This is a genomic window from Gelidibacter salicanalis (genome assembly GCF_007997285.1).
GTDB lineage: Bacteria > Bacteroidota > Bacteroidia > Flavobacteriales > Flavobacteriaceae > Gelidibacter > Gelidibacter salicanalis.
In genome coordinates, this window is record NZ_VORX01000001.1 from 590811 (window position 1) to 615795 (window position 24985).

Annotated in this window: 22 protein-coding genes and 1 tRNA gene; 13 read left to right on the forward strand and 10 right to left on the reverse strand. The window is 38.9% G+C overall.

Translation table 11 applies throughout. The annotated features are described in order from the left end of the window. Positions 1-18: 18 nt before the first annotated feature. The 5 genes from ES711_RS02560 to ES711_RS02580 all read right to left on the reverse strand — a co-directional run bounded on the left by ES711_RS02560 (position 19) and on the right by ES711_RS02580 (position 4019). Positions 19-618: a Maf-like protein gene (locus tag ES711_RS02560; RefSeq protein WP_146889492.1), complete on the reverse strand. Its 600-nt coding sequence runs from the start codon at positions 616-618 to the stop codon at positions 19-21. A 115-nt stretch (positions 619-733) separates the two neighbouring features. Next, positions 734-1702 (reverse strand): geranylgeranylglycerol-phosphate geranylgeranyltransferase, encoded by a 969-nt coding sequence (locus tag ES711_RS02565; protein WP_262713411.1) that lies wholly within the window; start codon positions 1700-1702, stop codon positions 734-736. 337 nt (positions 1703-2039) lie between these two features. Next, positions 2040-2570, reverse strand: a complete 531-nt coding sequence (locus tag ES711_RS02570; RefSeq protein WP_146889495.1) for a KdsC family phosphatase — start codon at positions 2568-2570, stop codon at positions 2040-2042. Then, positions 2551-3318: a Rossmann-like and DUF2520 domain-containing protein gene (locus tag ES711_RS02575; protein WP_146889498.1), complete on the reverse strand. Its 768-nt coding sequence runs from the start codon at positions 3316-3318 to the stop codon at positions 2551-2553. The genes ES711_RS02570 and ES711_RS02575 overlap by 20 nt, the downstream gene beginning before the upstream one ends. Positions 3319-3431: 113 nt before the next feature. Further along, positions 3432-4019 (reverse strand): Crp/Fnr family transcriptional regulator, encoded by a 588-nt coding sequence (locus ES711_RS02580; RefSeq protein WP_146889501.1) that lies wholly within the window; start codon positions 4017-4019, stop codon positions 3432-3434. A gap of 70 nt (positions 4020-4089) precedes the next feature. Here ES711_RS02580 and ES711_RS02585 point away from each other — a divergent pair, with 70 nt between their 5' ends. The 4 genes from ES711_RS02585 to mscL all read left to right on the forward strand — a co-directional run bounded on the left by ES711_RS02585 (position 4090) and on the right by mscL (position 8773). Then, positions 4090-4383: a hypothetical protein gene (locus ES711_RS02585; protein WP_246139105.1), complete on the forward strand. Its 294-nt coding sequence runs from the start codon at positions 4090-4092 to the stop codon at positions 4381-4383. A 12-nt stretch (positions 4384-4395) separates the two neighbouring features. Further along, on the forward strand, positions 4396-4791 hold the full coding sequence (locus ES711_RS02590; protein ID WP_146889504.1) for a group III truncated hemoglobin: 396 nt from the start codon (positions 4396-4398) through the stop codon (positions 4789-4791). A gap of 223 nt (positions 4792-5014) precedes the next feature. After that, positions 5015-8206 carry a cytochrome c biogenesis protein CcsA gene (gene ccsA / locus ES711_RS02595; RefSeq protein ID WP_146889507.1) on the forward strand — a complete coding sequence of 1064 codons (3192 nt, stop codon included), beginning with the start codon at positions 5015-5017 and terminating at the stop codon, positions 8204-8206. 111 nt (positions 8207-8317) lie between these two features. Further along, a complete protein-coding gene (gene mscL, locus ES711_RS02600; protein ID WP_146889510.1) occupies positions 8318-8773 on the forward strand; it encodes a large conductance mechanosensitive channel protein MscL in 456 nt (151 codons plus the stop codon). Positions 8774-8862: 89 nt separating this feature from the next. Here the strand turns inward: mscL and ES711_RS02605 are convergent, their stop codons facing one another. Then, complete coding sequence (locus ES711_RS02605) at positions 8863-9540, reverse strand: HAD family hydrolase (RefSeq protein WP_146889512.1); 678 nt, start codon at positions 9538-9540, stop codon at positions 8863-8865. A 226-nt stretch (positions 9541-9766) separates the two neighbouring features. On the opposite strand from ES711_RS02605, the gene ES711_RS02610 reads away from it, so the two are divergent. The 4 genes from ES711_RS02610 (at position 9767) to ES711_RS02625 (ending at position 12763) form a co-directional block, all read left to right on the forward strand. Next, positions 9767-10924, forward strand: a complete 1158-nt coding sequence (locus ES711_RS02610; protein ID WP_146889920.1) for a trans-sulfuration enzyme family protein — start codon at positions 9767-9769, stop codon at positions 10922-10924. A 51-nt stretch (positions 10925-10975) separates the two neighbouring features. Then, a complete protein-coding gene (gene rlmF / locus ES711_RS02615) occupies positions 10976-11869 on the forward strand; it encodes a 23S rRNA (adenine(1618)-N(6))-methyltransferase RlmF (RefSeq protein WP_146889515.1) in 894 nt (297 codons plus the stop codon). Positions 11870-11873: 4 nt separating this feature from the next. Beyond that, positions 11874-12590: a bacillithiol biosynthesis deacetylase BshB1 gene (gene bshB1 / locus ES711_RS02620; RefSeq protein ID WP_146889517.1), complete on the forward strand. Its 717-nt coding sequence runs from the start codon at positions 11874-11876 to the stop codon at positions 12588-12590. A gap of 97 nt (positions 12591-12687) precedes the next feature. After that, positions 12688-12763, forward strand: a tRNA-His gene (locus tag ES711_RS02625). Positions 12764-13087: 324 nt separating this feature from the next. Here ES711_RS02625 and ES711_RS02630 read toward each other — a convergent pair. The 3 genes from ES711_RS02630 to ES711_RS02640 form a co-directional block, all read right to left on the reverse strand. Then, on the reverse strand, positions 13088-13867 hold the full coding sequence (locus ES711_RS02630) for a S1/P1 nuclease (protein WP_146889520.1): 780 nt from the start codon (positions 13865-13867) through the stop codon (positions 13088-13090). Positions 13868-13882: 15 nt separating this feature from the next. Further along, positions 13883-15232, reverse strand: a complete 1350-nt coding sequence (locus tag ES711_RS02635) for a DEAD/DEAH box helicase (protein WP_146889923.1) — start codon at positions 15230-15232, stop codon at positions 13883-13885. A gap of 106 nt (positions 15233-15338) precedes the next feature. Continuing rightward, positions 15339-16229, reverse strand: coding sequence for an aldose 1-epimerase family protein (locus tag ES711_RS02640; RefSeq protein WP_146889523.1), 891 nt, complete (start codon positions 16227-16229; stop codon positions 15339-15341). Between the two features lie 81 nt (positions 16230-16310). Between ES711_RS02640 and ES711_RS02645 the strand changes: the two genes are divergently transcribed. The 4 genes from ES711_RS02645 to ES711_RS02660 all read left to right on the forward strand — a co-directional run bounded on the left by ES711_RS02645 (position 16311) and on the right by ES711_RS02660 (position 21624). Next, a complete protein-coding gene (locus tag ES711_RS02645; RefSeq protein ID WP_146889526.1) occupies positions 16311-17600 on the forward strand; it encodes an anthranilate synthase component I family protein in 1290 nt (429 codons plus the stop codon). An 81-nt stretch (positions 17601-17681) separates the two neighbouring features. Continuing rightward, positions 17682-18992 (forward strand): tRNA lysidine(34) synthetase TilS, encoded by a 1311-nt coding sequence (gene tilS / locus ES711_RS02650; RefSeq protein ID WP_146889529.1) that lies wholly within the window; start codon positions 17682-17684, stop codon positions 18990-18992. Further along, positions 18993-20624 carry an adenine deaminase gene (gene ade / locus ES711_RS02655; protein ID WP_146889532.1) on the forward strand — a complete coding sequence of 544 codons (1632 nt, stop codon included), beginning with the start codon at positions 18993-18995 and terminating at the stop codon, positions 20622-20624. Between the two features lie 37 nt (positions 20625-20661). Continuing rightward, positions 20662-21624: a YheT family hydrolase gene (locus tag ES711_RS02660; RefSeq protein WP_146889535.1), complete on the forward strand. Its 963-nt coding sequence runs from the start codon at positions 20662-20664 to the stop codon at positions 21622-21624. A 104-nt stretch (positions 21625-21728) separates the two neighbouring features. Here the strand turns inward: ES711_RS02660 and ES711_RS02665 are convergent, their stop codons facing one another. Next, positions 21729-23198, reverse strand: coding sequence for an SLC13 family permease (locus ES711_RS02665; protein WP_146889538.1), 1470 nt, complete (start codon positions 23196-23198; stop codon positions 21729-21731). A 171-nt stretch (positions 23199-23369) separates the two neighbouring features. Here ES711_RS02665 and ES711_RS02670 point away from each other — a divergent pair, with 171 nt between their 5' ends. Further along, complete coding sequence (locus ES711_RS02670) at positions 23370-24908, forward strand: YifB family Mg chelatase-like AAA ATPase (RefSeq protein ID WP_146889541.1); 1539 nt, start codon at positions 23370-23372, stop codon at positions 24906-24908. Positions 24909-24985: the final 77 nt, after the last annotated feature.

A 24985-nucleotide genomic window follows, 5' to 3' on the forward strand; every position in this document is an offset into this window, starting at 1 on the left:
TGTGTTTTATATTAACTTTTAAAGTTGCCTGCTGTTAACCATGTCGTTTAAGGTTTGATACACTAGGTGTGTGGGCAAGCCCATCACATTAAAGTAAGAGCCTTCTATTTTGGTAACTCCAATTTGACCAATCCATTCTTGAATACCATAAGCACCAGCTTTGTCAAAGGGTTTGTAGGTGTTGATGTAATAGTGGATTTCTTCTTCAGATAATTTTTTAAAGGTGACTTTGGTCACGGCATTTACCGTGATTTCAGTAGTTGTGGAGGTGAAGCATACTGAGGTAATGACCTCATGGGTAGCATTGCTCAACGATTGTATAAGTTTAAAAGCTTCAGCAGCATCTTTGGGTTTGCCCAATGCTTTTTTATTGTGCCAGACAATCGTATCGCTCGTAATGAGAATGTCTTTGGGATTCAGGTCTTTTTTGTAGGGTAGTGCCTTGAGTTGGGCTAAATAATCGCTGATTTCAAAATGGTTTAAACGTTGGGGATACTCTTCAACCACCGGTTTTAAACGTATTTCCACATCTACTCCCAAATCCTTAAAGAATTGTTGCCGTCTCGGCGATTTAGAGGCCAAAATGATATGGTAGTCTTTCAGGGTTTCGTTAAGCATGGGTTTTTATTTTCAAATCTAAATTCTACTCTCTTAAAGATCTCTTGGCCGATTCGTAATTCAAAAATCGTACTTCCAAATCAACAATCACCAATCACCAATCAACAATCTTATCTCATTTTAAAACAATCGGATACAAGAGCAAAGAGAGCATACCAAAAAGCATCACTAATTTAAGCATATTACTGATATGGCTATAGTCTTTTTTTGATTTTGCGTTAAACGTTTTAAAGGTGGTGTAAATAAGTGGCGCGCTAATGAACATTAAGAAATAGCCTATAAATAGTTCATATTTAAAAAGATAGGTCGTAACGTAATAAATTGATCCAAAAAGCGGTATAAGCGTTATTGCAAACGCTACTTTGGTAGATCGCGCGCGTCCTATAGCAATGGGCAAGGTGTTCATGCCTGTTTTGTAATCGCCGTCTACATCTTCCAAATCTTTGATGATCTCACGGGCCAAGGTTATTAAAAATGCGAAAAGGGCATAATCTAACACTATTTTGAAGAAGGTGAATTGGGTGGCCTGATTCTCTGCGGTGATTACAGGAATCAATTCGAACACCCCAACAATCACAATGCTCATGGCCACTAAAGCTGAAATGGTAATGTTTCCTACTAAAAGAATTGGTTTTAAATAGGAGGCATAGATATATAATAAGGCTGAAATGATCACGAAAATGGCGAAGAACCCGCTGCGTCCTACCAAATTGGATAAGTAAAACCCTATCAGCACTCCAATGACATTCAATATTATAAATAAAGTGTTCGCTGTTTTTTCGGATAGTTTAGAGCCGATGATCACTTTTTCAGGTCTGTTAACGAGGTCGGTTTCTACATCATATATATCATTGATAATATTTCCGGCAGCAGCCAAACACAGTGTAGAAACCACTAACAATCCAAACCCGAAACCGTTAAGGGTCATAGTCAGATTGGTCGATTCGAGAAATGGTTCAAAAAGTGCATATTTCATTAGTAACTGCACCAAGGCAATCATTAATAAATTTTTCCAGCGGATTAAGTTGAGTATGTGCAAGGTGTATGGTGTTGGTTGGGTTAATTGGCAGTCTTCAGTTGGCAATTTTCAGTAAGCAGTATTCAGTAAGCAGTATTAAGAATCAAGTATTAAGTATTGAGAATTCAGTAATCAGTTGGCAGTATTCAGTATTAAGAATCAAGTATTAAGTATTGAGAATTCAGTAATCAGTTGGCAGTACTCAGTCTTCAGTATTGAGAGTATTCGTTATTCGGTATTCATTTTCAACAATCACCAATCACGAATCACCAATCCCCAATCTTTAGTCTTGACTCTTGGTTCTTTTATCCAACTTCCAACTTCCAACTTCCAACTTCCAACTTCTAACTTCAACAATCACCAATCAACAATCATCAATCACCAATCAACAATCCCCTCTTATCTAATCATATTTTGCGCTAAAGTTGCCATTCCATTTTTCTTGCACTTTTAGCACTTGTTCAATCACATCTCTAACGCAGCCTTGGCCGCCATTTTTATGGGAAATGTATTTGGAAATCGCCTTAATTTCTGGAACCGCATCTTGCGGGCACGTCGGTAGGCCAACACGCGTCATTACCGGATAATCCGGAATATCATCGCCCATATACAATACGTTTTCCGGTTTAATCTGATGTAACGCCATATAGGCTTCCATCTGTTCAATCTTGTTATGAGCACCTAAATAGATATCGGTTACGCCGAGACCTTGTAAACGCTGGCGCACGCCTTCATTGCTGCCTCCGGAGATGATGCAAAGGTGAAATCCTTCTAATAAGGCGGTCTTCATAGCAAAACCATCTTTGGTGTGCATGGTTCTAAGCATTTCGCCACTTGTAGTCAAAGCGATGGTACCATCTGTAAGCACGCCATCGACATCAAAAATAAAGGTGGTAATGTGTTTTAGATATTCTTTATAACTTTTTTCTTCCATGGGTATGTTGAATGCTTGATGTTAAAAGTTCATAAATTGCTTTATGCTGTTCACTTTTCAGCAATTGTAAATGTTTAGAAATGGTTTTTTTATCGTTGCGCTTTGCCGGACCAGTTTGGGCCATATACGGCGATAGGTCCTGAACCTTATTGGCAGTTTCTAAAATTAAGGGCTTTAAAATATCAAATTCTACGCCTTCTGCTTCGGTGATTTCATGAGCCACGCGATAGAGTTGATTGGTAAAATTGTTCACAAAAACCGCTGCTAAATGCAGGGCTTTTCGCTGGTCCGTATTTAGCTTATGTGTTTTGCTCCCGATTGCTTTTGCCAAGACCTTTAAGGTTTTTAGATCCGCTTTTTCCAATACTTCAAGGCAAATTGGCACATTGGTAAAATCGATGGCCGCTGCTTTACTAAAGGTTTGCAAAGGATAAAATACCCCACGTCGGTTTTTTTTATCCAAATCATGCACGTTTACCGAGCCCGAAGTATGCACCACAAGACGGTCTGTAAAGGTCAATTTGCTAGATAGATTAGCAATAGCATCATCACTTATGGCAATGATATAAACGTCTGCTTGTTCTAATTGCGAAAGATCATCGGTTAGAGCCACCTTATTTTTGTAAGTCTGTATGCTTTTAAGGGAGCGATTATACCATTGTTTTACCTGCACGTTTTCAGCGGTGTCAAAAGCCTTAAATAAATGGGTGGCGACGTTGCCGGCACCAAGAATAGTTACTGTAATCATGCCGCTAAATTAATGAAGAAATAAGACATAGGAATCAAGAAAAGGCAATTTTCATTCGGAAAATTGGGTTCTGCAATTGCCGTTCATTAGAAAGTTTGAGTTTAGATTCTGTCTTAAATGACCACTTTTCGATCGATAATGGCCAAGGCTTTCGTTTTTTCGAGCTTCTTTATGGCCCTAATAACAGTTTCTACCCGTAATCCGGTGAGTTCCGATATTTGTTGCCGCGTTAAAGGTACTTCAAAATCGGAAGTTACTTTAGCATTAGATTTTAAGTGATGCAACAAGGTTAAAATGCGGTGTTCCGGGGGGTAAATAGAAACCTCTCGCGCGATTTTTGCCTTGTAAATCATCCGTTTGCAAATCATTTGCGTAAAGATTAAATGGATGTCAGGATGCGCTTTTAAAAGATCAAAAAAAGAGGCTTTGGATAGTAAGTAAACCTCGGAATCTATTAAGGTCATCGCCGTTGCTGGATATTTAAAAGCACCGAATAAGGGAGGTTCGCCAAACGAATTGCCATTTTCAAAAAAACCTTGAACAAACTCCTTGCCGTCTTCAGTCAGATTAAACATTTTTACCTGACCTATTTTAATCTGGTAATAAAAATGAGCATGTTCACCTTCGTTAAAAATGGCCCGATCTTTTGAATAGGTCTTTAGAATGGCCCCAAAGGTTTGGATGATCTGTTCCGGAATCATGGTCTTATGATTTGAATCATAAAAATACGAAGAATGGTTTAGGAACTTTGTATAAACCTTAAAATAAAGGATGATGACATTATATACTAAAGGATTAGACGATTTCAGAGAGCACCTTACCTTATACGTCCCATTGAGTATCATTTTTCAAAGCTGCATTGGCTCTATTGCCGCGATGCTAATTATGATGAATAGTGGCAGGACATTTCATTTTTTAGATTTGACCATGGTGGTTATTTTCGCTATGGCTTACAATGGATCTTTGTATGCGCAAATGAAGCCAAAAATTATTTTCAATTTATTCATCGCCACAGTTTTGGTGCACATGACATTTATTGTCATAAATTTGTTGCGATTGGCATAAATTAATAGGAACATGAAAGATATTGAAACTCGGGATGACGTTTTTTTACTCGTTTCAGAATTTTATAAAAAAGTACGGAAAGATGAGGTTTTAGGACCATTTTTTAATCGTGTGATTACAGATTGGGAGGCGCATATTGAGCGGCTGACCACCTTTTGGGAGAGCAGCTTATTTATGACCAAAAAGTTGGAGAAGCGTTATTTGGGAAATCCTTTGGAAGTGCATATTAAAGTAGACAAAGAAAACCATCACGCCATCACTCAAGAACATTTTGGACTTTGGATGAATCTTTGGTTTGCCACCATAGACAAGCTTTTTAAAGGCGAATACGCAGAAAACGCCAAAAATCGGGCTCGTAAAATGGGAACTTTTATGTATATCAATATCTTCCAGGCGCGACAGGACTAAGTTTTGAATTAATCCATTAAAAATTATTGTACTTTTTCAGGTCTCTACTTAGTACCAATAAATTAGAGAAAAAATCCTTTTCTCTGTGTCTTTATTATTATGTAGTCTCAGTGACATTCCTCTAAAATAGTTCAACTTTAACATCTTTATATTCTTACCCAATCAACTTAAATGGCTAAATTTGCACTGCTTAAAGGAAAGCCCAAAAAACCGTCCTTCTACCATGCAAAAAAGACTAGCTAATATTCTATTTTCCACCCGATTAACAGCCATTTTATTTGTTGTGTTTGCCTTAGCCATGGCCATCGGAACCTTTTTAGATGCCAACCAAGAGACCTCTCCAACGCCATACACCCGACATTTGATTTACAATGCATGGTGGTTTGAAGCCATTATGGGAGTTTTTATGATCAACTTTATTGGTAATATGTTCCGCTACCGACTGCTGCGTTGGAAAAAATGGGCCACATTAACCCTGCATTTATCTTTCGTTCTGATCATTTTTGGTGCTTTTGTGACCCGATACATTGGTTATGAAGGGATGATTGCTATTAGAGAAGGGGAAACAGAAAAACAATTCCTATCACAAAAAACCTACGTCACGGCATATATCGACGGCGATTTTATGGTAGACGGGATGGCCCAACGCAAGATTATTGAGCGTGAAGTCGATTTTTCATACCGATTGAACAATAAATTTAAAGCAGAGACCGACTATAATAATATTCCAGTTTCTATAGAACTTGAAAAATATATTAAAGGTGCAGAGACTGACGTGATTCCTGACGAATCTGGCGAATCATATCTGAAGATTGTAGAAGCCGGAGAAGGTCAACCCCACAATCACTTTTTAAAGGCTGGTGAAGTTCAGAATTTACACAATGTTTTAGTGGCATTAGATAAGCCAACTCCGGGTGCGATTAATATTATGAGCACTCCTGACGGATTGACTATAGAATCGCCTTACGAAGGGGAATACATGACCATGGCGACACGCGCTACCGGCATTGTGGTGAAAGACAGTGTGCAACCCCTCATTTTGAGATCGCGTTATCAAATTGGCAACATGTCAATGGTGTTTCCTAAGCCTGTTGTTAAAGGTGTTTTTGATGTGGTTAAGAAATCTGAAATGTTGAAAGGTGATGAAGATGGTGTTGTAATGAAAGTGACCGTAAATGGCGAAACAAAGCGCGTAAATGTTTTAGGTGGCCCGTTTAAAAACAACCCTTTTGAACAAGTTGAATTCGGAAATATTACTGTGGCTTTAAAGTATGGTTCTAAATTAATAGAACTGCCGTTTGAAGTTAAGTTGAACGATTTTATTGCACAGAAATTCCCTGGTACCGAGAAAAGTTATTCCTCATATGAAAGTAAAGTCACTGTCTTGGACAAGGAGCAGGGTGATTTTGATTACCATATCTACATGAACAATATTTTAGACCATAGAGGCTATCGTTTTTTCCAGGCAAGTTTTGATCCCGACGAGAAAGGAACAATTCTCTCTGTAAACCACGATTTCTGGGGTACTTGGATCACTTATATTGGCTATTTTCTGCTGTATATAGGGTTGATGGCAATCTGGTTTGATAAAAACACCCGTTTTGCTGATTTAAATAAGATGCTCGAAAAAGTGAAGAAGCAAAAACGAAAACTCATCACCATTCTTGTTTTAGGGTTTACCACTGTCGGATTTTCACAAACACATTCTCCTGATGATGGACATGATCATGGCAGACCAAGTAAGGCGCAAATAGATTCTGTTCTTAGGGCAAATATAACGCCAAAAGCGCATGCTGATAAATTTGCACATTTGGTAGTTCAGGATTATAGTGGGCGTATGATGCCAATGGATACCTATGCTTCAGAGCTGTTGAGAAAACTAAGTAAGCACGACACTTATGAAGAATTTGATGCCAACCAAATCATGCTCTCCATTCAGGAAAGTCCATTATTGTGGTATAATGTTCCGATTATATATTTAGCACCCATCAAGGCGGATACCATTAGAAGTATTATTGGTGTCTCGACAGATATAAAGCACGTTGCCTTTATTGACTTTTTCACCCCAGATGGGACTTACAAATTAGAACCATACCTGAATGATGCCTATAGAGCACAGGTGCCTAATGGGTCGCAAAAGGAATTCAAAGAAGCTGATCAGCGGGTCAATCTCATGCATAATGCTTTAGAAGGCCGGGCGATGAAGATTTTCCCAGTGCCTAACGATGACAACAACAAATGGATTTCATCTAAAGAATTTAGGGATGGAAATTATAGAGAGAAGGTTGAAGATTCGCTCTTAGGTAACTTTATGAATAATGGATTCAGTGCTTATCTATTAACACTGAACAAAGCGAAATATGATGGCGATTTTTCTAAAGCTGAAGATGTGTTGATGGGCATTAAAAAGACGCAAGAAAAATACGGCAGTGAAGTCATGCTTTCTGATGAAAAGGTGAAAACTGAAATTGCCTATAATAAATATGACATCTTTAAAAATCTGTTCAGTTGGTACATGTATGCAGGTACTTTAATGTTTATTATATTGATTATTCAAATATTTAAAGGTGATAATAAAATAATTAATATAGGTGTTAAGGTGTTCGCTTTTATCATCTTAGGCTTGTTTATATTGCATACCGCCGGCCTTGGTGTACGTTGGTACTTATCAGGTCATGCACCTTGGAGTGATGCCTATGAATCTATGATTTATGTGGCTTGGGCAACAATGTTTTTTGGATTGGCTTTTGGAAGAAAAAGTGACCTTACCATTGCTGCCACGGCCTTTGTGACTGCAATTATATTAATGGTGGCGCATTGGAATTGGATGGACCCTGCAATTTCCACGTTACAACCTGTATTGGATAGTTATTGGTTAATGATTCACGTCGCAGTAATTGTGATGAGTTATGGACCGTTCGCATTGGGAATGATTTTAGGAACGGTAAGTTTAATCCTGATGATCGTGACCAATAAAAAGAATAAAGACAAGATGTTGCTCAGCATTAAAGAGCTGACCATTATCAATGAAATGGCTTTAACCACCGGATTGGTGTTACTGACCATCGGAAACTTTTTAGGAGGAATGTGGGCCAATGAAAGTTGGGGACGTTACTGGGGTTGGGATCCAAAGGAAACCTGGGCCTTAATTAGTATTATGGTCTATGCTTTTGTCATCCATATGCGATTGGTCCCTGGACTTCGAGGCCGTTTCGGATTTAATTTAGCGTCCATCATTGCTTTTGCGAGTATTATGATGACCTATTTTGGAGTGAATTTCTATTTGTCCGGCCTGCATGCTTATGCCAGTGGCGACCAGATTGTAAGTTTAAAATTTATCGCAATTACTTTAGGTATCGTAGCGGTATTGGCCATATTAGCTTATAGAAAATACGCTATTTATTATAAAAAATAAAGACTAAAATATAAAGAGTTCAGGAATCAGCCATAAACATACTGTTGTTTGTGGCTGTTCACGTTCAACCATTTAAACACTCACATTGTTTATAAATAGTATTAGAAACAGATGAAATTTTTTAAAGAATTTAAAGAGTTTGCCGTAAAGGGAAATATGATGGACATGGCCATCGGAATCATCATTGGCGCGTCATTTAATAAAGTAATAGATGTCTTAGTAAAAAAGGTGCTGATGCCGCCCTTGTCTTTAATGACAGATGGGTTAAAGTTTCAGGATCGACGTTTTATTTTAAGAGATAAAGTAACCGATGCACAGGGCCAGTTAATTGCTGATGAAGTAGCTATAGGGTATGGTGAACTTTTTGAAACTTTCTTAGACTTCATAATCATCGGATTTACTGTTTTTATTTTGGTCCGATTTTTAAATAGCCTTAAAAATAAAGCGCAAGATCCTAAAGATAAAACCGTTAAAACTCCTAAAGATATAGAGTTGTTGTCTCACCTTACTGAGCTGATGGAAGAACAAAACCGCTTACTGAAAAACAGAAGCAGTCAGGAAAATTAATTCAAAACTATTTAGACTAAAAGTATTTGACTGATGTTTTGATTAAGAGCAGGAGTAACCTTTTGTCATGCCTGTATCATCAAGCTCATTTATTTTTGCGCCACTAAAGCGTTAAATTGTTTTAAAATTTTAGGGTAGGCAAGGTCTTTAAAATCACTCACCACCAAATCAGCAAGCGAGTAATCTTGATCTTCAGAATGAAGACTATCGTAACCAACGCAGAAAATACCTGCATCCTTAGCGGCTTTAATGCCGTTGGTGGAATCTTCAATCACCATACACTCGTGGCGATTATAGCCTGAAATGAAGGCTGCATTTTCAAAGATTTCAGGATGTGGTTTGGAGGCTTTTAAGTCGGCACCACTCAATTTAGCTACAAAATAAGGGTTGAGTTCGAAGCGGTTAAAAATATTGTTAATATTTTCCATAGATGCGCTAGAGGCTAATACCAAGGTCAGTCCACGATTATAATAGTCCTTAATTAAATCAAAAACTCCAGGTAAAAGTGCCAAAGCCTCATCATTTTCAAAGAGGTATTTAAAATGATCTCGTTTAAGACCAATCAAGGTTTGCGGACTGATTGGTAAATTGAAATGCTCAACCAAAGTTTCACAAATAGCTCTTGTGGACTGCCCTGTAAAGGACGTATATAGAGCTTCAGAAACGTTGATGTTCACATCTTCAAACATGAGGTGATAGGCTTTGCGATGGAGAGGTTCAGTGTTCACGATAACCCCATCCATATCGAATAGTACGGCTTTAAGCATTTGGAAAGTAATTAATTAATAGCATTACGAATATATGGGAAAAGGACTGCAATGCCTAAAATTGATAGATAGTTTTGGATGATAAGTAAGGAATCAACGTTTTAAGGAAGGGATAGCGCTAATTATCAAGGTAAACAAATTGTTATTTCTTTAAAAAGCGAGCTGCCATTGCATGCATGTGTTGCCTTTTATTTGTAATTTTAAACCATACTAAATGTCAAATCTTATGTCTCAAACAATTTACGGATTAAATACTATTTGTACCCATATCGGCGAAATTAAGGATGAACAGTTTAAAGGCGCCGTGTCTCCCATCTATATGTCAACCTCTTACGAATTTGAAAATGTAGACGTCAAGCGCTACCCGCGCTATTTTAATACGCCCAATCAAGAATTTACTTCAAAAAAGATTGCTGCCTTAGAACACGCCGAAGCTGGAATGCTTTTTGGAAGTGGTATGGCCGCTATCAGCACTGTGTTCCTAGCGTTTCTAAAACATGGCGATCATATTGTGGTGCAAAACACCCTTTATGGTGGCACCAGTAATTTTATTAGGGAAGAATTTCCTAAATACGGTATCGAGTTCACATTTACGGATGGCTATGAGGTGGCCGATTTTGAAGCTGCGATTCGTCCCAACACCAAGCTCATCCATATTGAAACGCCGTCCAATCCACTGCTGACCATTACGGATATTAAAGCGGTGGTCGATTTGGCAAAATCTAAAAACCTAATCACCACTATCGATAATACTTTTGCCAGTCCGGTAAATCAAAATCCGATCGATTTTGGAATTGACATTGTCATGCACTCGGCCACCAAATATTTAGGTGGACATTCAGATATTTTAGCGGGAGCCGTCGCTTGTAGTGATGCCCACATGAAAATTATTTGGAATGTCGCTAAAAACTTAGGCGGTAGTTTGAGTGATTTGACCGTTTGGTTGTTAGAACGCAGCATGAAAACCTTAGCCTTGCGCGTAAAGGCCCAAAACCGAAACGCCAAAAAGTTGGCAAAATATTTATCCAATCACGATGCTGTGAAACAGGTATATTATCCAGGGTTGAAATCTCATCCGCAATACGACTTGGCAAAATCTCAAATGAAAGGCTTTGGAGGTATGATGTCATTTGAATTAGCCGACGGTTTAGATGCCATGGCTTTTCAAAAAGAATTGCAATTGATTAAATCATCCATGAGTTTGGCGGGTGTAGAAAGCACGGTCTTATCGCCGCATAAAACCTCACATTCCTTATTGAGCCAAGACGAACGTGATGCCATTGGGGTTAGCGACAATCTGATTCGCTTTTCAGTAGGTATAGAATCGAATAAAGATTTGATTGCTGATCTTGAACAAGCCATCAATAAGGTGAAGAACGCCTAATAGGTACATTAAAGATTTCATCACCATCATAAACCTTTAAAATTAAAAAAGTTGCATAAAAACTCGCTTCATAACACCAAATATAATTTTGATGAACTCGTTAAAAACCACCAAGCGCTTCAAGCTCATGTCTTTACAAACGACTATCAAACCCAAACTATCGATTTTTCTAATCCTGAGGCCGTAAAAGCCTTGAATACCGCATTGCTAGCCACACATTATAATGTCAAGTTTTGGGAATTTCCTGACGAGAATTTGTGTCCACCCATTCCGAGTCGGGCAGATTATATGCACCATTTGGCAGATCTTTTAAGACGAAGTGATCTTGATACTGACATTACAATTTTGGATGTCGGTACCGGTGCCACGGCCATCTATCCATTATTGGGCCATGCTATTTACAATTGGAATTTTGTAGGGACGGATATTGATAAAAAATCTTTTCCGATTGCGCAACGCATTATCGATAAAAATAATTTGGCTGCGGCTATTACATTGCGATTACAACCTGATGTCCAACATATTTTGAAGGGGATTATCAAACCTTCCGACCGGTTTACGGCATCGGTGTGTAATCCGCCATTTTATAAGAGCCAAGCCGACGCTTTTGAAGCCACTAAAATCAAACTGAAAGGATTAGGCAAGGAGGGAGACAAAGTGGTGAGAAACTTCAGTGGTACGCCAACAGAGTTATGTTATGCCGGTGGCGAGAAAGCTTTTTTGCATACCTATTTATACGAAAGTTCACAGTACAAACAACAGTGCTTTTGGTTTACAAGTTTGGTATCTAACGTTAACCATGTCGAATCGATGCGGGCCTCTTTAAAAAAATTAGGCGCTACAGAATTTCAGGTAGTGGATATGATTCAAGGGAACAAGGTAAGTAGGATAGTGGCTTGGAGTTTCTTAAGCACAGAAGAGCAAAACGATTGGAATAAAAATTAAAGAAATGAAATTAGACATATTAGCATTCGGTGCACACCCTGATGATATAGAACTGGGTTGTGGGGCGACGATAGCGAAGGAAGTACATCATGGTAAAAAAGTTGGCATCATTGATTTGACGCGTGGCGAATTAGGCACTCGTGGTACGGCTGAAACCAGAAAATCCGAAGCTGAAGAGGGCGCTCGAATTTTAGGGGTGGCGGTAAGAGAAAATATGGGCTTTGCCGACGGTTTTTTTAATAATGATCAAGAACACCAATTGCAATTAATTAAAATGATCAGGAAGTACCAACCGGAAATGGTATTATGTAATGCCATTGATGATCGGCATATAGACCATGGTAAAGGCAGTCAGTTGGTAAGTAATGCGTGTTTTTTAAGCGGCCTGATGAAAATTGAAACAGGATTGGATGGCCAGCCTCAAGCGCAGTGGCGTCCAAAATTTGTATACCATTACATACAATGGAAAAACATTGAACCAGATGTGGTGGTAGATGTCACCGGATTTATAGATAAAAAGATTGCCGCGGTGCATGCCTACAAAACGCAATTCTTTGACCCTGAGAGTGAAGCGCCTCAAACGCCAATTAGTAGTAAAAACTTTACAGATAGTATTGATTATAGGGCTCGTGATTTAGGCCGATTGATAGGAACTGAACACGCTGAGGGCTTTACGGTAGAACGTTACCCAGCCGTCAAAAGTTTATTCGATTTAGTGTAATTTTTTTTCAAAAAGTCTTTGTAAACATTAGTAAATAATATACATTTGCACCGTCCTACCGGCATAGGTAGGAACGCATCGCAAGATGCGGCTACATGGTGGTTGTAGCTCAGTTGGTTAGAGCATCGGTTTGTGGTACCGAGGGTCGCCGGTTCGAGCCCGGTCTTCCACCCAGAATATAAGCCTTCAAAGCAATTTGAGGGCTTTTTTTGTGCCTAATGTTGAAATTATCTTGTAGGGCGAGAGGGGATCAAGTCAAAAAGTTGTGGGATTTAAACGCCCTGTCATTCCATTCCAATTTGTCATTCCGACATTAGGAGTAATCCTATAATTGAGAGTACTTTTTGGGAGAAGCGTTATGTGATGTCTCATTACATTCAACATGACAAAAATGAGCAGTATCATTTCGAGGTTAGGAGTAATCCCATAATCGTGGAAGCCCTATGACAAAAAGATGATGCGATGTCTCATTACCTTCCACATCACAAAAATGTTAATTAAAACAAATCATTCAACACTTTAGCCAATCGGATGCCCGCAATTTGCATTTGGGTTCGGGCCGTATTTAAATATTTATAAGAGTACTCATAACTTAAGTTTTTTCCTTCTTCAGTGGCGTTATAAATATCTTTTGTAAGAACTTGAGTCTCATTCACCCAATCAACAATGGAGCCTTTTTGTAAATATTTCACTTGGGCTCTCGATAAATGATCTGCATTTTCTGACAGTTCACTAAAACTCATCCCATAAGATTCAATCATCTGACTGTCCCACACTCTATGCAGATTAGTGTCTTTGTAGAACCATTTCACTTTAATATCATTGCCACCTTTGTCTTCTAAACGACCAACATGCATCGGTTGATGCAAATCGCCAACCAGGTGAATCAGCATTTTTAAGTAAAACGCCTTATCGTCATCGGATGAATTATCATCTGTAATAATGCGTTTACACTCTGCTATTCCGGTTACTAAATCGCCTTGAGGATTTTTTTTCGAAGTTTCATAAGTATCCTCAAAAGACATGTTTACGTAATGCCACACTCCAAATTCCCTGTAACGGGGATCTGATTTTATTTCATCGCTAAAGGTTGATACAAAAGCTAAAGATTGATGATTGAGTAACTTTTTAAGCTGACGTTTGGTTCTATTGGAGGTATAATCGTCTGCAATAGCACCCACAACGCGGTGACCTGTAGCGCCCCATTTTTTAGTAGAAAAACTCTGTAGGCTAAAAAGGAGTGCCAAGGTTAATATAAGTACTGGAATTGGTCTCATAATTCTCTTATCCTATTATTTTTTATTGCGTCTGTTATAGTTTTTATCGCCTCTCGTTTTCGGCTTTTTGTACTTTTTAACGATTTCCCGTCTGTATGAACCTCCTAAGTTTTCCTTTTGATTTTTTTCTTTTTTCTCATGAAAAGCAGGTCCCGGAGCATCTTCGTCGCGTCGTTTTAAAGGATTATTACGTTCTTTAAATTGTGGGCGTTCTTCTTCAAGAAGCTCCGTAGACATTTCAATACCTTCTGGCAATTCTAGCAACGGAATTTCCATCTGCATCAAATCTTCAATATCCGTTACCAATTCCTGCTCAGCTTCCGTAGAAAACAAAAAGGATTGTCCTTCGCGTTCTGCACGACCAGTACGTCCAATACGGTGCATGTAATTTTCTGGGAAATTAGGCGTATCAAAATTAATAACGTGACTGATATGATCGATATCCAATCCGCGTGCCATAACGTCTGTAGCAATTAAGATCCTGTTTGTCCCTTCCCTAAATTGTTCAATACTCCTGAGTCGGTAATTTTGGGTTTTATTGGAGTGGATGACGCAACTTTCATCGTGAAAATGTTCTTCAATTTTATCAAACAGCAAATCGGCCATTTTTTTATAAGCCACAAAAATCAGCACCTTGTTATAGGTTTCTTTATCGGCTAAAAGATGCTTCAATACATTCACCTTAGAGTAAAAGTTAGGCACATTATAACGTACTTGACTGATATTTTCTAACGGCGTTCCTGAAACGGCAATGGTCACTTTTTGAGGTTCAATAAAGAAATTGGTTATCAATTCATCTACATCATCAGTCATGGTGGCCGAAAACATAATATTTTGTCTGCGTTCCGGTAGAATATCAAAAATGTTGAGCAGTTGATGTCTAAACCCTAAATCGAGCATCACATCTACTTCATCAATAACCATTTTTTGAATGGATTTTAATTGTAGAACATGGCTCACGGCTAAATCGAACAAACGACCAGGAGTGGCCACCACAATGTCCAAACCTTGCGCTACGGCATGTTTTTGGGTATTAATATTTACCCCGCCATAAACTCCTAAGACTCGGACATTAATGTATTTGGTAAGTTTTTCAATTTCATCCACTACTTGAACGACCAACTCGCGTGTTGGGACCATAATCAGCACTCTCGGATTGTCTTGTGTAGAATACGGCAGATTCTTTAAAATTGGCAACATATAAGCATATGTTTTACCAGTACCCGTTTGTGCAATACCTACCATGTCTTTACCTGAAGCCACCACATTAAAGGCTTCTTCCTGAATTGGTGTAGGAGTTGTAAACCCTAAATCGTCTAGGGCGTTATATAATGGAGTGTTTAAGTTCAGGTTTTTAAAGCTCAAGGTGTTCGGTTTTATAAAGTGTTCAAATTGTGCCATCAAAGTAACCGTGAAATGGTCACATTAAGACTTTTATTAGCAAGCGGCAAAGTTAAAGCTAATTAATAACTTATACTAAATGCGCTTTATGTATTTCAATGGTGTAGGAAGCGCTGTAAGTCTTATGGTTAGCAAGCGCTACAATGCCTTCTTTCTCTGTTAACAGTTGGTTGCTGTTTTCGGAATCTGCAACGCCTTGCCAAGGCTCTATACAAACATAATTGGCTTTTGGTTTGGCCCAAATCCCCAAGAAAGGAAAATCAGGAAAATGCACCGTAAGAATCTTACCATGAGTTTTGCTGGTTAAACTGATGTTGTCCGATTTCAGGTCCTTAAACACCAGCGCATCTTTGTCGAATATATGCTCATGAAGTTGGATGCTGTGTGGTGTATTAAAAGCAGGCTCGGTTTCTAAATTTAAGAGGCCATTGTCCATATTAATGAGATGTGTGGCCGAATTTTCTGCTTGATCAAAATCTAACCTATAGTCATTGTAAGCTTCATCCGGATACAGCGGACATTTGAATGCCGGATGCCCACCAACTGAAAAGTACATCGTTTTGTCATCCGTATTTTTGACGGTATAGGTGATTTTTATGGTATTGTCCACTAATTCATAACTAACACCATATTCAAATTTGAAGGGATAATTCTTTAGGGATGCTTCAGAAGCAATCAATTTCAAGCTCAGCTTTTGCTCACTTTGATGTGCTACCTCAAAGTCAGGATTGTGCCTTACAAATCCATGTTTAGGTAACGTATAGTATTGGGTTTTATAAATATAGGTATTGTCTTTTAAGGCGCCCACTATAGGAAATAAATTAGGGGCATGACTCGCCCAAATCTCAGGATTTCCGTCCCACATAAATTCTAGAGAATTCTGTACCGCAGAAATTTTTTGCAACTCGGCGCCAATTGGGCTGATGGTGAGTTGTAACAGGCTATTTTTTAAGCTCAACATGTTCTTGATATTTTCAACTAAAGTACAAAGTTCTTAATAAGTTTGCAGAATGTGATTAACTTTACTTCGGAAAATTAAGCCTTGAGAACACGACATACTTTTACAAGTACCAACTCGAACTTTAAAGCGCAACTCTTGCAATGGAGTCAGCAATTTGAGGAAGTGGTTTGGTTGGATTCCAATAGTCATCAGCAACAGTATAGCACTTATGATGTTGTGCTGGCAGTAGATGCGTTTACCTGTATGTCTACGGATAGTCATCAGGCTTTCGATCAATTGCAGGAATACCAAACCATCACTAAGGATTGGATTTTTGGTTACTTGACTTACGATTTAAAAAATGATTTGGAACAGCTGACATCGGAACATGCTGATGGTTTAGAGTTTCCTGAACTCTTCTTTTTTCAACCAAAAAAATTGTTTCTTATAAAAGATGATGTGGTTGAGATGCAGTATTTAAATATGGTGGATGATGAATTTGAATCCGATTTAAAAGATATTGCTGCGCTAGAATTCTGTGAGAAAGAGGAACCATCAAAAAAGGTCAGCATACAAATGAGATTGACGCAGGAGCAGTATGTTGATAAAGTGAATACCATGTTGGCGCACATCCATAGAGGCGATATCTATGAAGCTAATTTTTGTCATGAATTTTATGCTAAACAGGCGCAACTTGATCCGCTAGAAACCTATACCAAACTGAATTCTATTTCAAAAGCGCCATTTGCTGCATTTTTCAAGAACCATCAGCACTATGTCTTATCAGCATCTCCGGAACGGTATCTAAAGAAAATAGATCAAAAGATCATTTCCCAGCCTATTAAAGGGACCGCTACCCGACATAAAGATCAACTTGTGGATGATGTTCTGAAAACTGAACTTCAGAAGAATCCGAAAGAGCGCAGTGAAAACATTATGATTGTTGATTTGGTGCGCAATGATTTATCCCGTACTGCTAAAAAAGGGAGTGTTAGCGTTGAAGAGTTATGTGGCCTCTATACGTTTGAACAAGTGCATCAATTAATATCGACCATTACCTCTAAAGTTGATGCGAACATTCCGCCGGTGCAGATTCTAAAAACCACGTTTCCTATGGGAAGTATGACGGGAGCGCCAAAAATTTCGGCTATGGAAATTATTGAAGACCTAGAAGAGACTAAGCGCGGCTTATATTCTGGTAGCATCGGTTATTTTACACCTTCTGGCGATTTTGATTTTAACGTGATTATTAGAAGTATTCTTTATAATGTGGATAAAAAATACGTATCCTATTCTGTAGGCAGCGCGATTACTTCAAAAAGTGACCCTTTAAAAGAATACGAAGAATGCCTGATTAAAGCGAGAGCAATGAAGGAAGTGCTTGAAAATTAATTATATTTAGAGAGCACCAGTGCTGAGAAAGCATTCTGATGTTCTCCATTCCAAATTTATAACTCCTAATATTTAAAACCGATGCTAGAAACTTTTCAAAAACATCTTGAGACCAATTTGAATATGCTTCATGACGGTAAACTCTTGATAGCTATTTCTGGTGGATTGGATAGTGTGGTCTTGACGCATTTGTGCAAAAATTTGAATTTAAAAGTGTCCTTGGCACATTGCAATTTTAATTTGAGAGGTGATGAGAGTGATACTGACGAAGCGTTTGTCTTGCAGATGGCTGAAGATTTTAATATGGAAGTGTTTATCGAATGTTTTGAAACAGAAACCTACGCCAAGGAACAGGGGTTGTCCATTCAAATGGCTGCTCGCGAATTGCGTTATGCTTGGTTTCAAGAATTGGCAGCGCAACTTAATTTTGATTATATCCTTACGGCGCATCATGCAGATGATAATTTGGAAACGTTTTTAATCAACTTTACCCGCGGCACAGGTTTGGAGGGTTTAACCGGAATCCCCGAAATATCGGGGAAGCTCATCAGGCCATTATTGCCGTTTTCTCGAGAGGTACTAGAGGTGTATGCCATTGGCCAAAACATCGCGTGGCGTGAAGACAGTAGTAATGCCTCAACGAAATACTTAAGGAATAAATTGCGTCATGATATCATCCCGATATTGAAACAAATGAATCCGCAATTGCTCCAAAACTTTCAAACAACCATCTCTAATTTGCAGGACAGTCAAGACTTGATTGACGATAGTGTGGTAAGAATTCAGAAGAAAATGACCGTTGCTGAGGACGGTCAAATTAAATTGGACGTTCATAAACTAAATAAATTATCCAATCCGAAAGCGTACCTCTACCAACTTTTAAAGGATTTTAATTTTACGGCCTGGACGGATGTGGTCAATTTATTAGATGCACAATCAGGAAAACAGGTGTTTTCATCAACCCATAGGCTGCTCAAGGACCGCGATTTTTTGCTGTTGAGTGAGATTGATTCTGAAACTCAAGCACAAGCTATAGTTATTGAAACAAACGAGAATGAAGTTATAGGACCTTTCGGAACATTATTTTTTGAGAAGATTGATACGATTTCTGAAACAGCTTTAAACATTATTTATGTAGATGCTGAAAAATTGATATTTCCACTAATATTAAGAAGATGGGAGGAAGGCGATTTGTTTTATCCAATAGGGATGAAAGGAAAGAAGAAGTTGAGCAAATATTTTAAGGATGAAAAACTATCCTTGATTGAAAAAGAGCAGGTGTGGATTCTAGAATCTGCTGGCGATGTGGTTTGGGTTGTGGGGAAACGTGCAGATGACCGATTTAAAGTCACCGAGAACACCACTAATATTTTAAAAATAGAACTACAGTAAATGACATTACAAGGACAGATCGTCGACATTGAAAACAGACGCATATTTAAAGGGGAAATCACCATTGAAAATGGCAAAATCGCCAACATTATCGAGAAAGACCACAGTGTTGAACATTATATTCTTCCTGGTTTTGTAGATGCGCATATTCACATAGAAAGTTCAATGTTGGTGCCTAGCGAATTTGCCCGTTTGGCAGTAACCCATGGTACTGTAGCCACTGTATCAGATCCACATGAAATTGCTAATGTGCTCGGTGTAGCCGGTGTCGAATTTATGATTGACAATGGTAAAAAAGTGCCTTTCAAATTTAATTTCGGGGCTCCTTCTTGTGTGCCGGCTACCAATTTTGAATCGGCGGGTGCTATTATCGATTCTGATGGCATTAAAAAACTTCTCGAAAATCCGGATATCAAATATTTGGCCGAGATGATGAACTATCCCGGGGTTTTGTTTGATGATTCTGAAGTGATGAAAAAAATAGAATGGGCAAAACACTTTAAGAAGCCGGTAGACGGTCACGCTCCAGGAATTGTAGGTGATGATATTTCGAAATACATCAATGCAGGCATTACTACAGACCACGAATGCTTTACCTATGATGAGGCGTTGGAAAAGCTCCAAAAAGGGATGAAAATCTTGATTCGGGAAGGGAGTGCAGCCAAGAATTTTGAAGCACTCATCGATTTACTCCCCGAGCATTTTGAGCATATGATGTTTTGTAGTGATGACAAACACCCTGACGATTTGCTACTGCATCACATCAATAAACTTTGCGCACGAGCGGTTGCAAAAGGCATGGATGTTTTTAAAATCTTACAAGTAGCGTGTATCAATCCGGTAAAACACTACGGATTGGATGTTGGCACCCTACATATCGGAGATGCTGCCGATATGATTGTAGTTGAGGATTTAAAAGTATTTAAAACCTTACAAACTTATAGTGATGGCGAATTGGTTTTTGATCAAGGCACATCGTTGATCAACACAGTAACATTTCAAAATCTGAATAATTTTAATACGTCTAAAAAAGAGATCAGCGATTTTAGATTCCCATCATCTTCAACACAAATCCGGGTGATTGAAGCCTTAGAAGGTCAGTTAGTCACCAATCAGATTATTGCAGAAAGTTTAATTGAAGATGACAATCTTGTATCGAATATTGAAACTGATGTTTTGAAGATGACGGTGGTCAATCGCTACAAAAATCAACCGCCAGCCATTGCTTTTATCAAAAATTTCGGATTAAAAAAAGGCGCCATTGCGAGTTCCGTGGGTCACGATTCCCATAACATCATTGCCGTAGGCGTTTCTGATGCCGCCATCTGCAAAGCAGTTAACCTTTTAATTGAACATAAAGGCGGCATTTGTGCGGTGTCTGATACTGAAGAACAACTCTTACCATTGCCTGTTGCCGGAATTATGAGCGATAAGGATGGGGAAACGGTTGGGAAAGCCTATGCCAATCTAGATGTCATGGCCAAGACCTTAGGAAGCACCTTGCATGCCCCGTATATGACCTTATCATTTATGGCCCTTTTGGTAATTCCTGCCTTGAAACTCAGCGATAAAGGGCTCTTTAATGGCAAAACATTCCAATTTACGAGCGTTGACGACGTCTCAAATCTTTAGTGTCAATTGAAATACTTAATTCTTAAAACATTATAAAATGCCCGTTATAGATTCTTCATTTAAAGCACCATTTTTATTCCGAAAAGGATTTGTAGCCACTGTCTATTCCGGATTGTTCAGAACCGTAGCATTAGAGCAAAATCGGGAGCGATTAGAATTGGCTGATGGCGATTTTATCGACTTGGACTGGAGCTATTCCGAGAAAAAGTCGGATAAGGTGATTATCTTGCTCCACGGATTGGAAGGCAACGGGCAACGCCCTTATCTTACAGGAACGGCAAAATTGTTCAATCAGAATGGTATTGATGCCGTCAGTGTGAATTTTAGAGGCTGTAGTGGCGAACCGAATCGGAAATACTATGCCTATCATTCGGGTGCCACTCAAGATTTGCATGATATTGTAATGCACGCCATTACTGATAAACACTACGCTGAAATATATATTTATGGCATTAGTTTGGGTGGGAATCTCGCTTTAAAGTATATGGGAGAACGACAGGACCATCCTGTTCAGATTAAAGCGTGCATTGGTATTTCCGTGCCTTGTAGTTTACAGCATTCGGCCAAACAATTGCATAGCTTGAAAAATAAATTGTTTCACGACCGTTTTAAAAAGAAATTGGTGACCAGTTTAAAGGAGAAACAACAACTTTTTCCCGATAAATTATCAGATGATGTTTTAAACTCCATTACCACACTCACTGAATTTGATGAGGTGTACACTTCAAAAGCCCACGGATTTAAAAACGCTTTAGACTATTACGAACAAAGCAGCTGTTTGCAGTTTTTGCCTCATATTAAAATCCCGAGTTTAATCATAAATGCGCTCAACGATTCTTTTTTAACCCCAGAATGTTTTCCGGTAAAAGCGGCCAAAAACAATCCAAATTTGTATTTAGAAATGCCAAAACATGGTGGTCACGTGGGATTTGTACAGCGCGGGGGATTCTATTATACCGAAACACGTGCATTAGAGTTTGTGAAGGAGCATTCTAATTAACAACTTTTGAAAAAAAATAATCTCAGTAATAACACATTTTAAGTCAATCCAAAGAAATTACTGATAATTTCGTGTGAATTCGTGAAATTCGTGTCTTCAAAAACTCATCTTATCAACGCCTCCGGAAACCCTTCCACCGTCAAATCCCAAAGCAGGGGCAACATAAAATAGACAAACAAGGTGAGGATGATAATAGAAATAACATTCATCACAAAGCCTTTGCTGACCATATCTGGGATTCTTAAATACCCAGACCCAAAAACCACCGCATTTGGCGGCGTTGCCACTGGTAACATAAAAGCACAAGAGGCGGCAACTGCAGCGCCTACCATTAGTACAAAAGGATGAACATCTACAATGACGGCCATGGGTGCCAATACCGGTAATAACATGGCCGTGGTTGCTGTGTTTGAGGTGATTTCAGTTAAAAAATTGATCGCCGCAATCAGTAGAAGAATTAAAATAATAGTCGATAATCCGGCAAACGTGGTCATTTGATTGCCGATCCATACTGCCAAGCCGCTCGATTCGAATCCGCTAGCAATGGCTAAACCACCGCCAAATAATAGGATCACGCCCCAAGGTAATTTAACGGCATCTTCCCAAGACATTAGTTTTTCCTTTTTATTTTTTGCAGGAATCAAGAACAGCACAATAGCGAATATAATGGCAATGATAGTATCATCCAATTTCGGAATGAGTTTATCAAATAGGAAGGACCGGGTGATCCAAAAGAAGGCTGTGGTTCCAAAAACTATCCCGACCATTTTTTCTTCATAACTTATTTTACCAAGCAATGTCATCAAACGTTTAATTTCTGCCTTGCCTCCCGGAAATTCCTTCTGATCAAAGTTAAAGGCGTAAGACGTTAAGTATTTCCAGCTGATAAACAGTAACACTATTGAAATAGGCAATCCAAACATAAACCATTGTAAAAAGGTGATTTCGTAATCATAAATATTCGATACGACGCCCACTAAAATCAAGTTTGGGGGCGTACCAATTAAGGTCGCAATACCGCCAATGGAAGCACTGTAAGCTATCGCCAGCATCAAGGCTTTTCCAAATAGATCCGTCTCATTTGCTACCGTTTGAGGATTGTCTTTTAATTGGGTGATGATGGCAATGCCAATAGGCAACATCATGACTGCCGTTGCTGTATTTGAAATCCACATGCTCAAAAACGCGGTAGCGAGCATGAAGCCGAGAATAATCTTCTTAATGTCAGAACCAATAAAATTGATGATGTTCAGGGCAATGCGCTTATGAAGGTTCCATTTTTCAATGGCAATGGCAATGATGAAGCCGCCTATGTATAGAAAAATATACTTGTGTCCGAAGGATGCCGTAGTGGTGCCAAGGTCCAATCCGCCAGATAACGGAAACAATACTATTGGCAAGAGGGCCGTCACCGCAATAGGAATGGCTTCAGTAATCCACCAAATGGCTACCCAAGCCGTGGAGGCCAAAATAGCTCTGGATTCTGGAGAAAGCCCTTCAGGTTTAAAAAAGAGTAGGATCAGGATAAAAGCTAATGGTCCTAGGAGAAACCCGATGCGTTTAATAGTGCTCATAGTATTTGATTGGTACAACTAAGATATGCTATTTAGTACTTTGATTAAAAATAAAATAAGCATGACTTTTATGCATAAAATTCATGATTCTTGAGATATTTTGATAGCGACAGCTATTTTCCACTTTGTAGTTAATAGCATTCTTCCTACATTTAACAAAATCAATACTTTATGCTGAAGAAAGTTTTCGGAAGTGCCGTTTTTGGCGTGGAGGCCACAACAATTACCGTTGAGGTGAACGTCGATAATGGCGTAGGCTATCATCTGGTTGGGCTTCCGGACAATGCGATTAAGGAAAGCAACTATCGTATTGCCGCTGCACTACAAAACAACGGCTTTAAAATTCCGGGAAAAAAAATCATCATTAACATGTCGCCCGCCGATTTACGCAAGGAAGGCTCCAGTTACGATTTGACTTTAGCTATTGGGATTTTAGCGGCTACTGGGCAAATTCAAGCAGAACATTTAGACAAGTATTTAATTATGGGCGAATTGGCTTTGGATGGTAATTTGCAACCCATCAAAGGTTCGTTGCCCATAGCGATTAAGGCTCAAGAAGAAGGTTATAAAGGGTTTATATTACCGATGCAAAATGCTAAAGAAGCCGCCATTGTTTCTGATTTAGAAGTGTATGGTGTAGAAAATATAAAGCAAGTCATTGATTTTTTTGATAAAAACGAACCGATTGAGCGCACCACTATTAATGTTCAGGAAGAGTTTTATAAAAACCTAGACTTTCCGGAATTTGATTTTTCCGATGTGAAAGGTCAGGAGTCCATTAAACGCTGTATGGAAATTGCAGCGGCGGGCGGACATAATATCATCTTGATTGGTCCTCCAGGTGCTGGAAAAACAATGTTGGCCAAACGCTTACCGAGCATTTTACCGCCCATGACCATGCGAGAAGCCTTAGAAACAACCAAAATCCACTCGGTGGCTGGTCGCGTTAAGGACAATACAGGCTTAATGTCGCAACGGCCTTTTAGAAGTCCACACCATACCATATCGAATGTCGCTTTGGTCGGTGGAGGCAGTTATCCCCAACCCGGTGAAATTTCATTATCTCACAATGGCGTTTTGTTTCTGGACGAATTACCCGAATTTAAACGTGATGTTTTGGAGGTGATGCGGCAGCCTTTAGAAGATCGGGAAGTGACCATTTCAAGAGCGAAGTTTACCGTAACTTACCCATCATCATTTATGTTGGTGGCGAGTATGAATCCGAGTCCGGGCGGTTATTTTAATGATCCAAATGCGCCAGTAACTTCTTCTCCTGCAGAGATGCAGCGCTACTTGAGTAAAATCTCAGGACCGTTGTTAGATCGCATTGATATACATATTGAAGTGACACCTGTCCCGTTCGAAAAATTATCTGATGAACGTAAGGGCGAAGCTTCTATAGATATCAGAAAACGAGTTACAGCTGCTAGAGAACGGCAAACCGAACGCTTTCAAGACAATCAGAACGTACATTACAATGCGCAAATGAATACCAAGCAAATCCGCCAATATTGTGTCCTGGATGATGCTTCCAAAAATCTCTTAAAAACAGCCATGGAACGCTTAAATTTATCGGCCCGAGCCTATGATCGGATTCTAAAAGTTTCAAGAACTATTGCCGATTTAGAAGGTGTGGCTGAGGTGAACGGTTCTCATATTAGTGAAGCCATTCAATACAGAAGTTTGGATAGAGATGGCTGGTTGGGTTAAGTAATACTGATTTTTAATTATTATAGAGATAAATGTCTAAATAGTTAAGAACCAAAAAGTATTTAATTTCTTTAAGA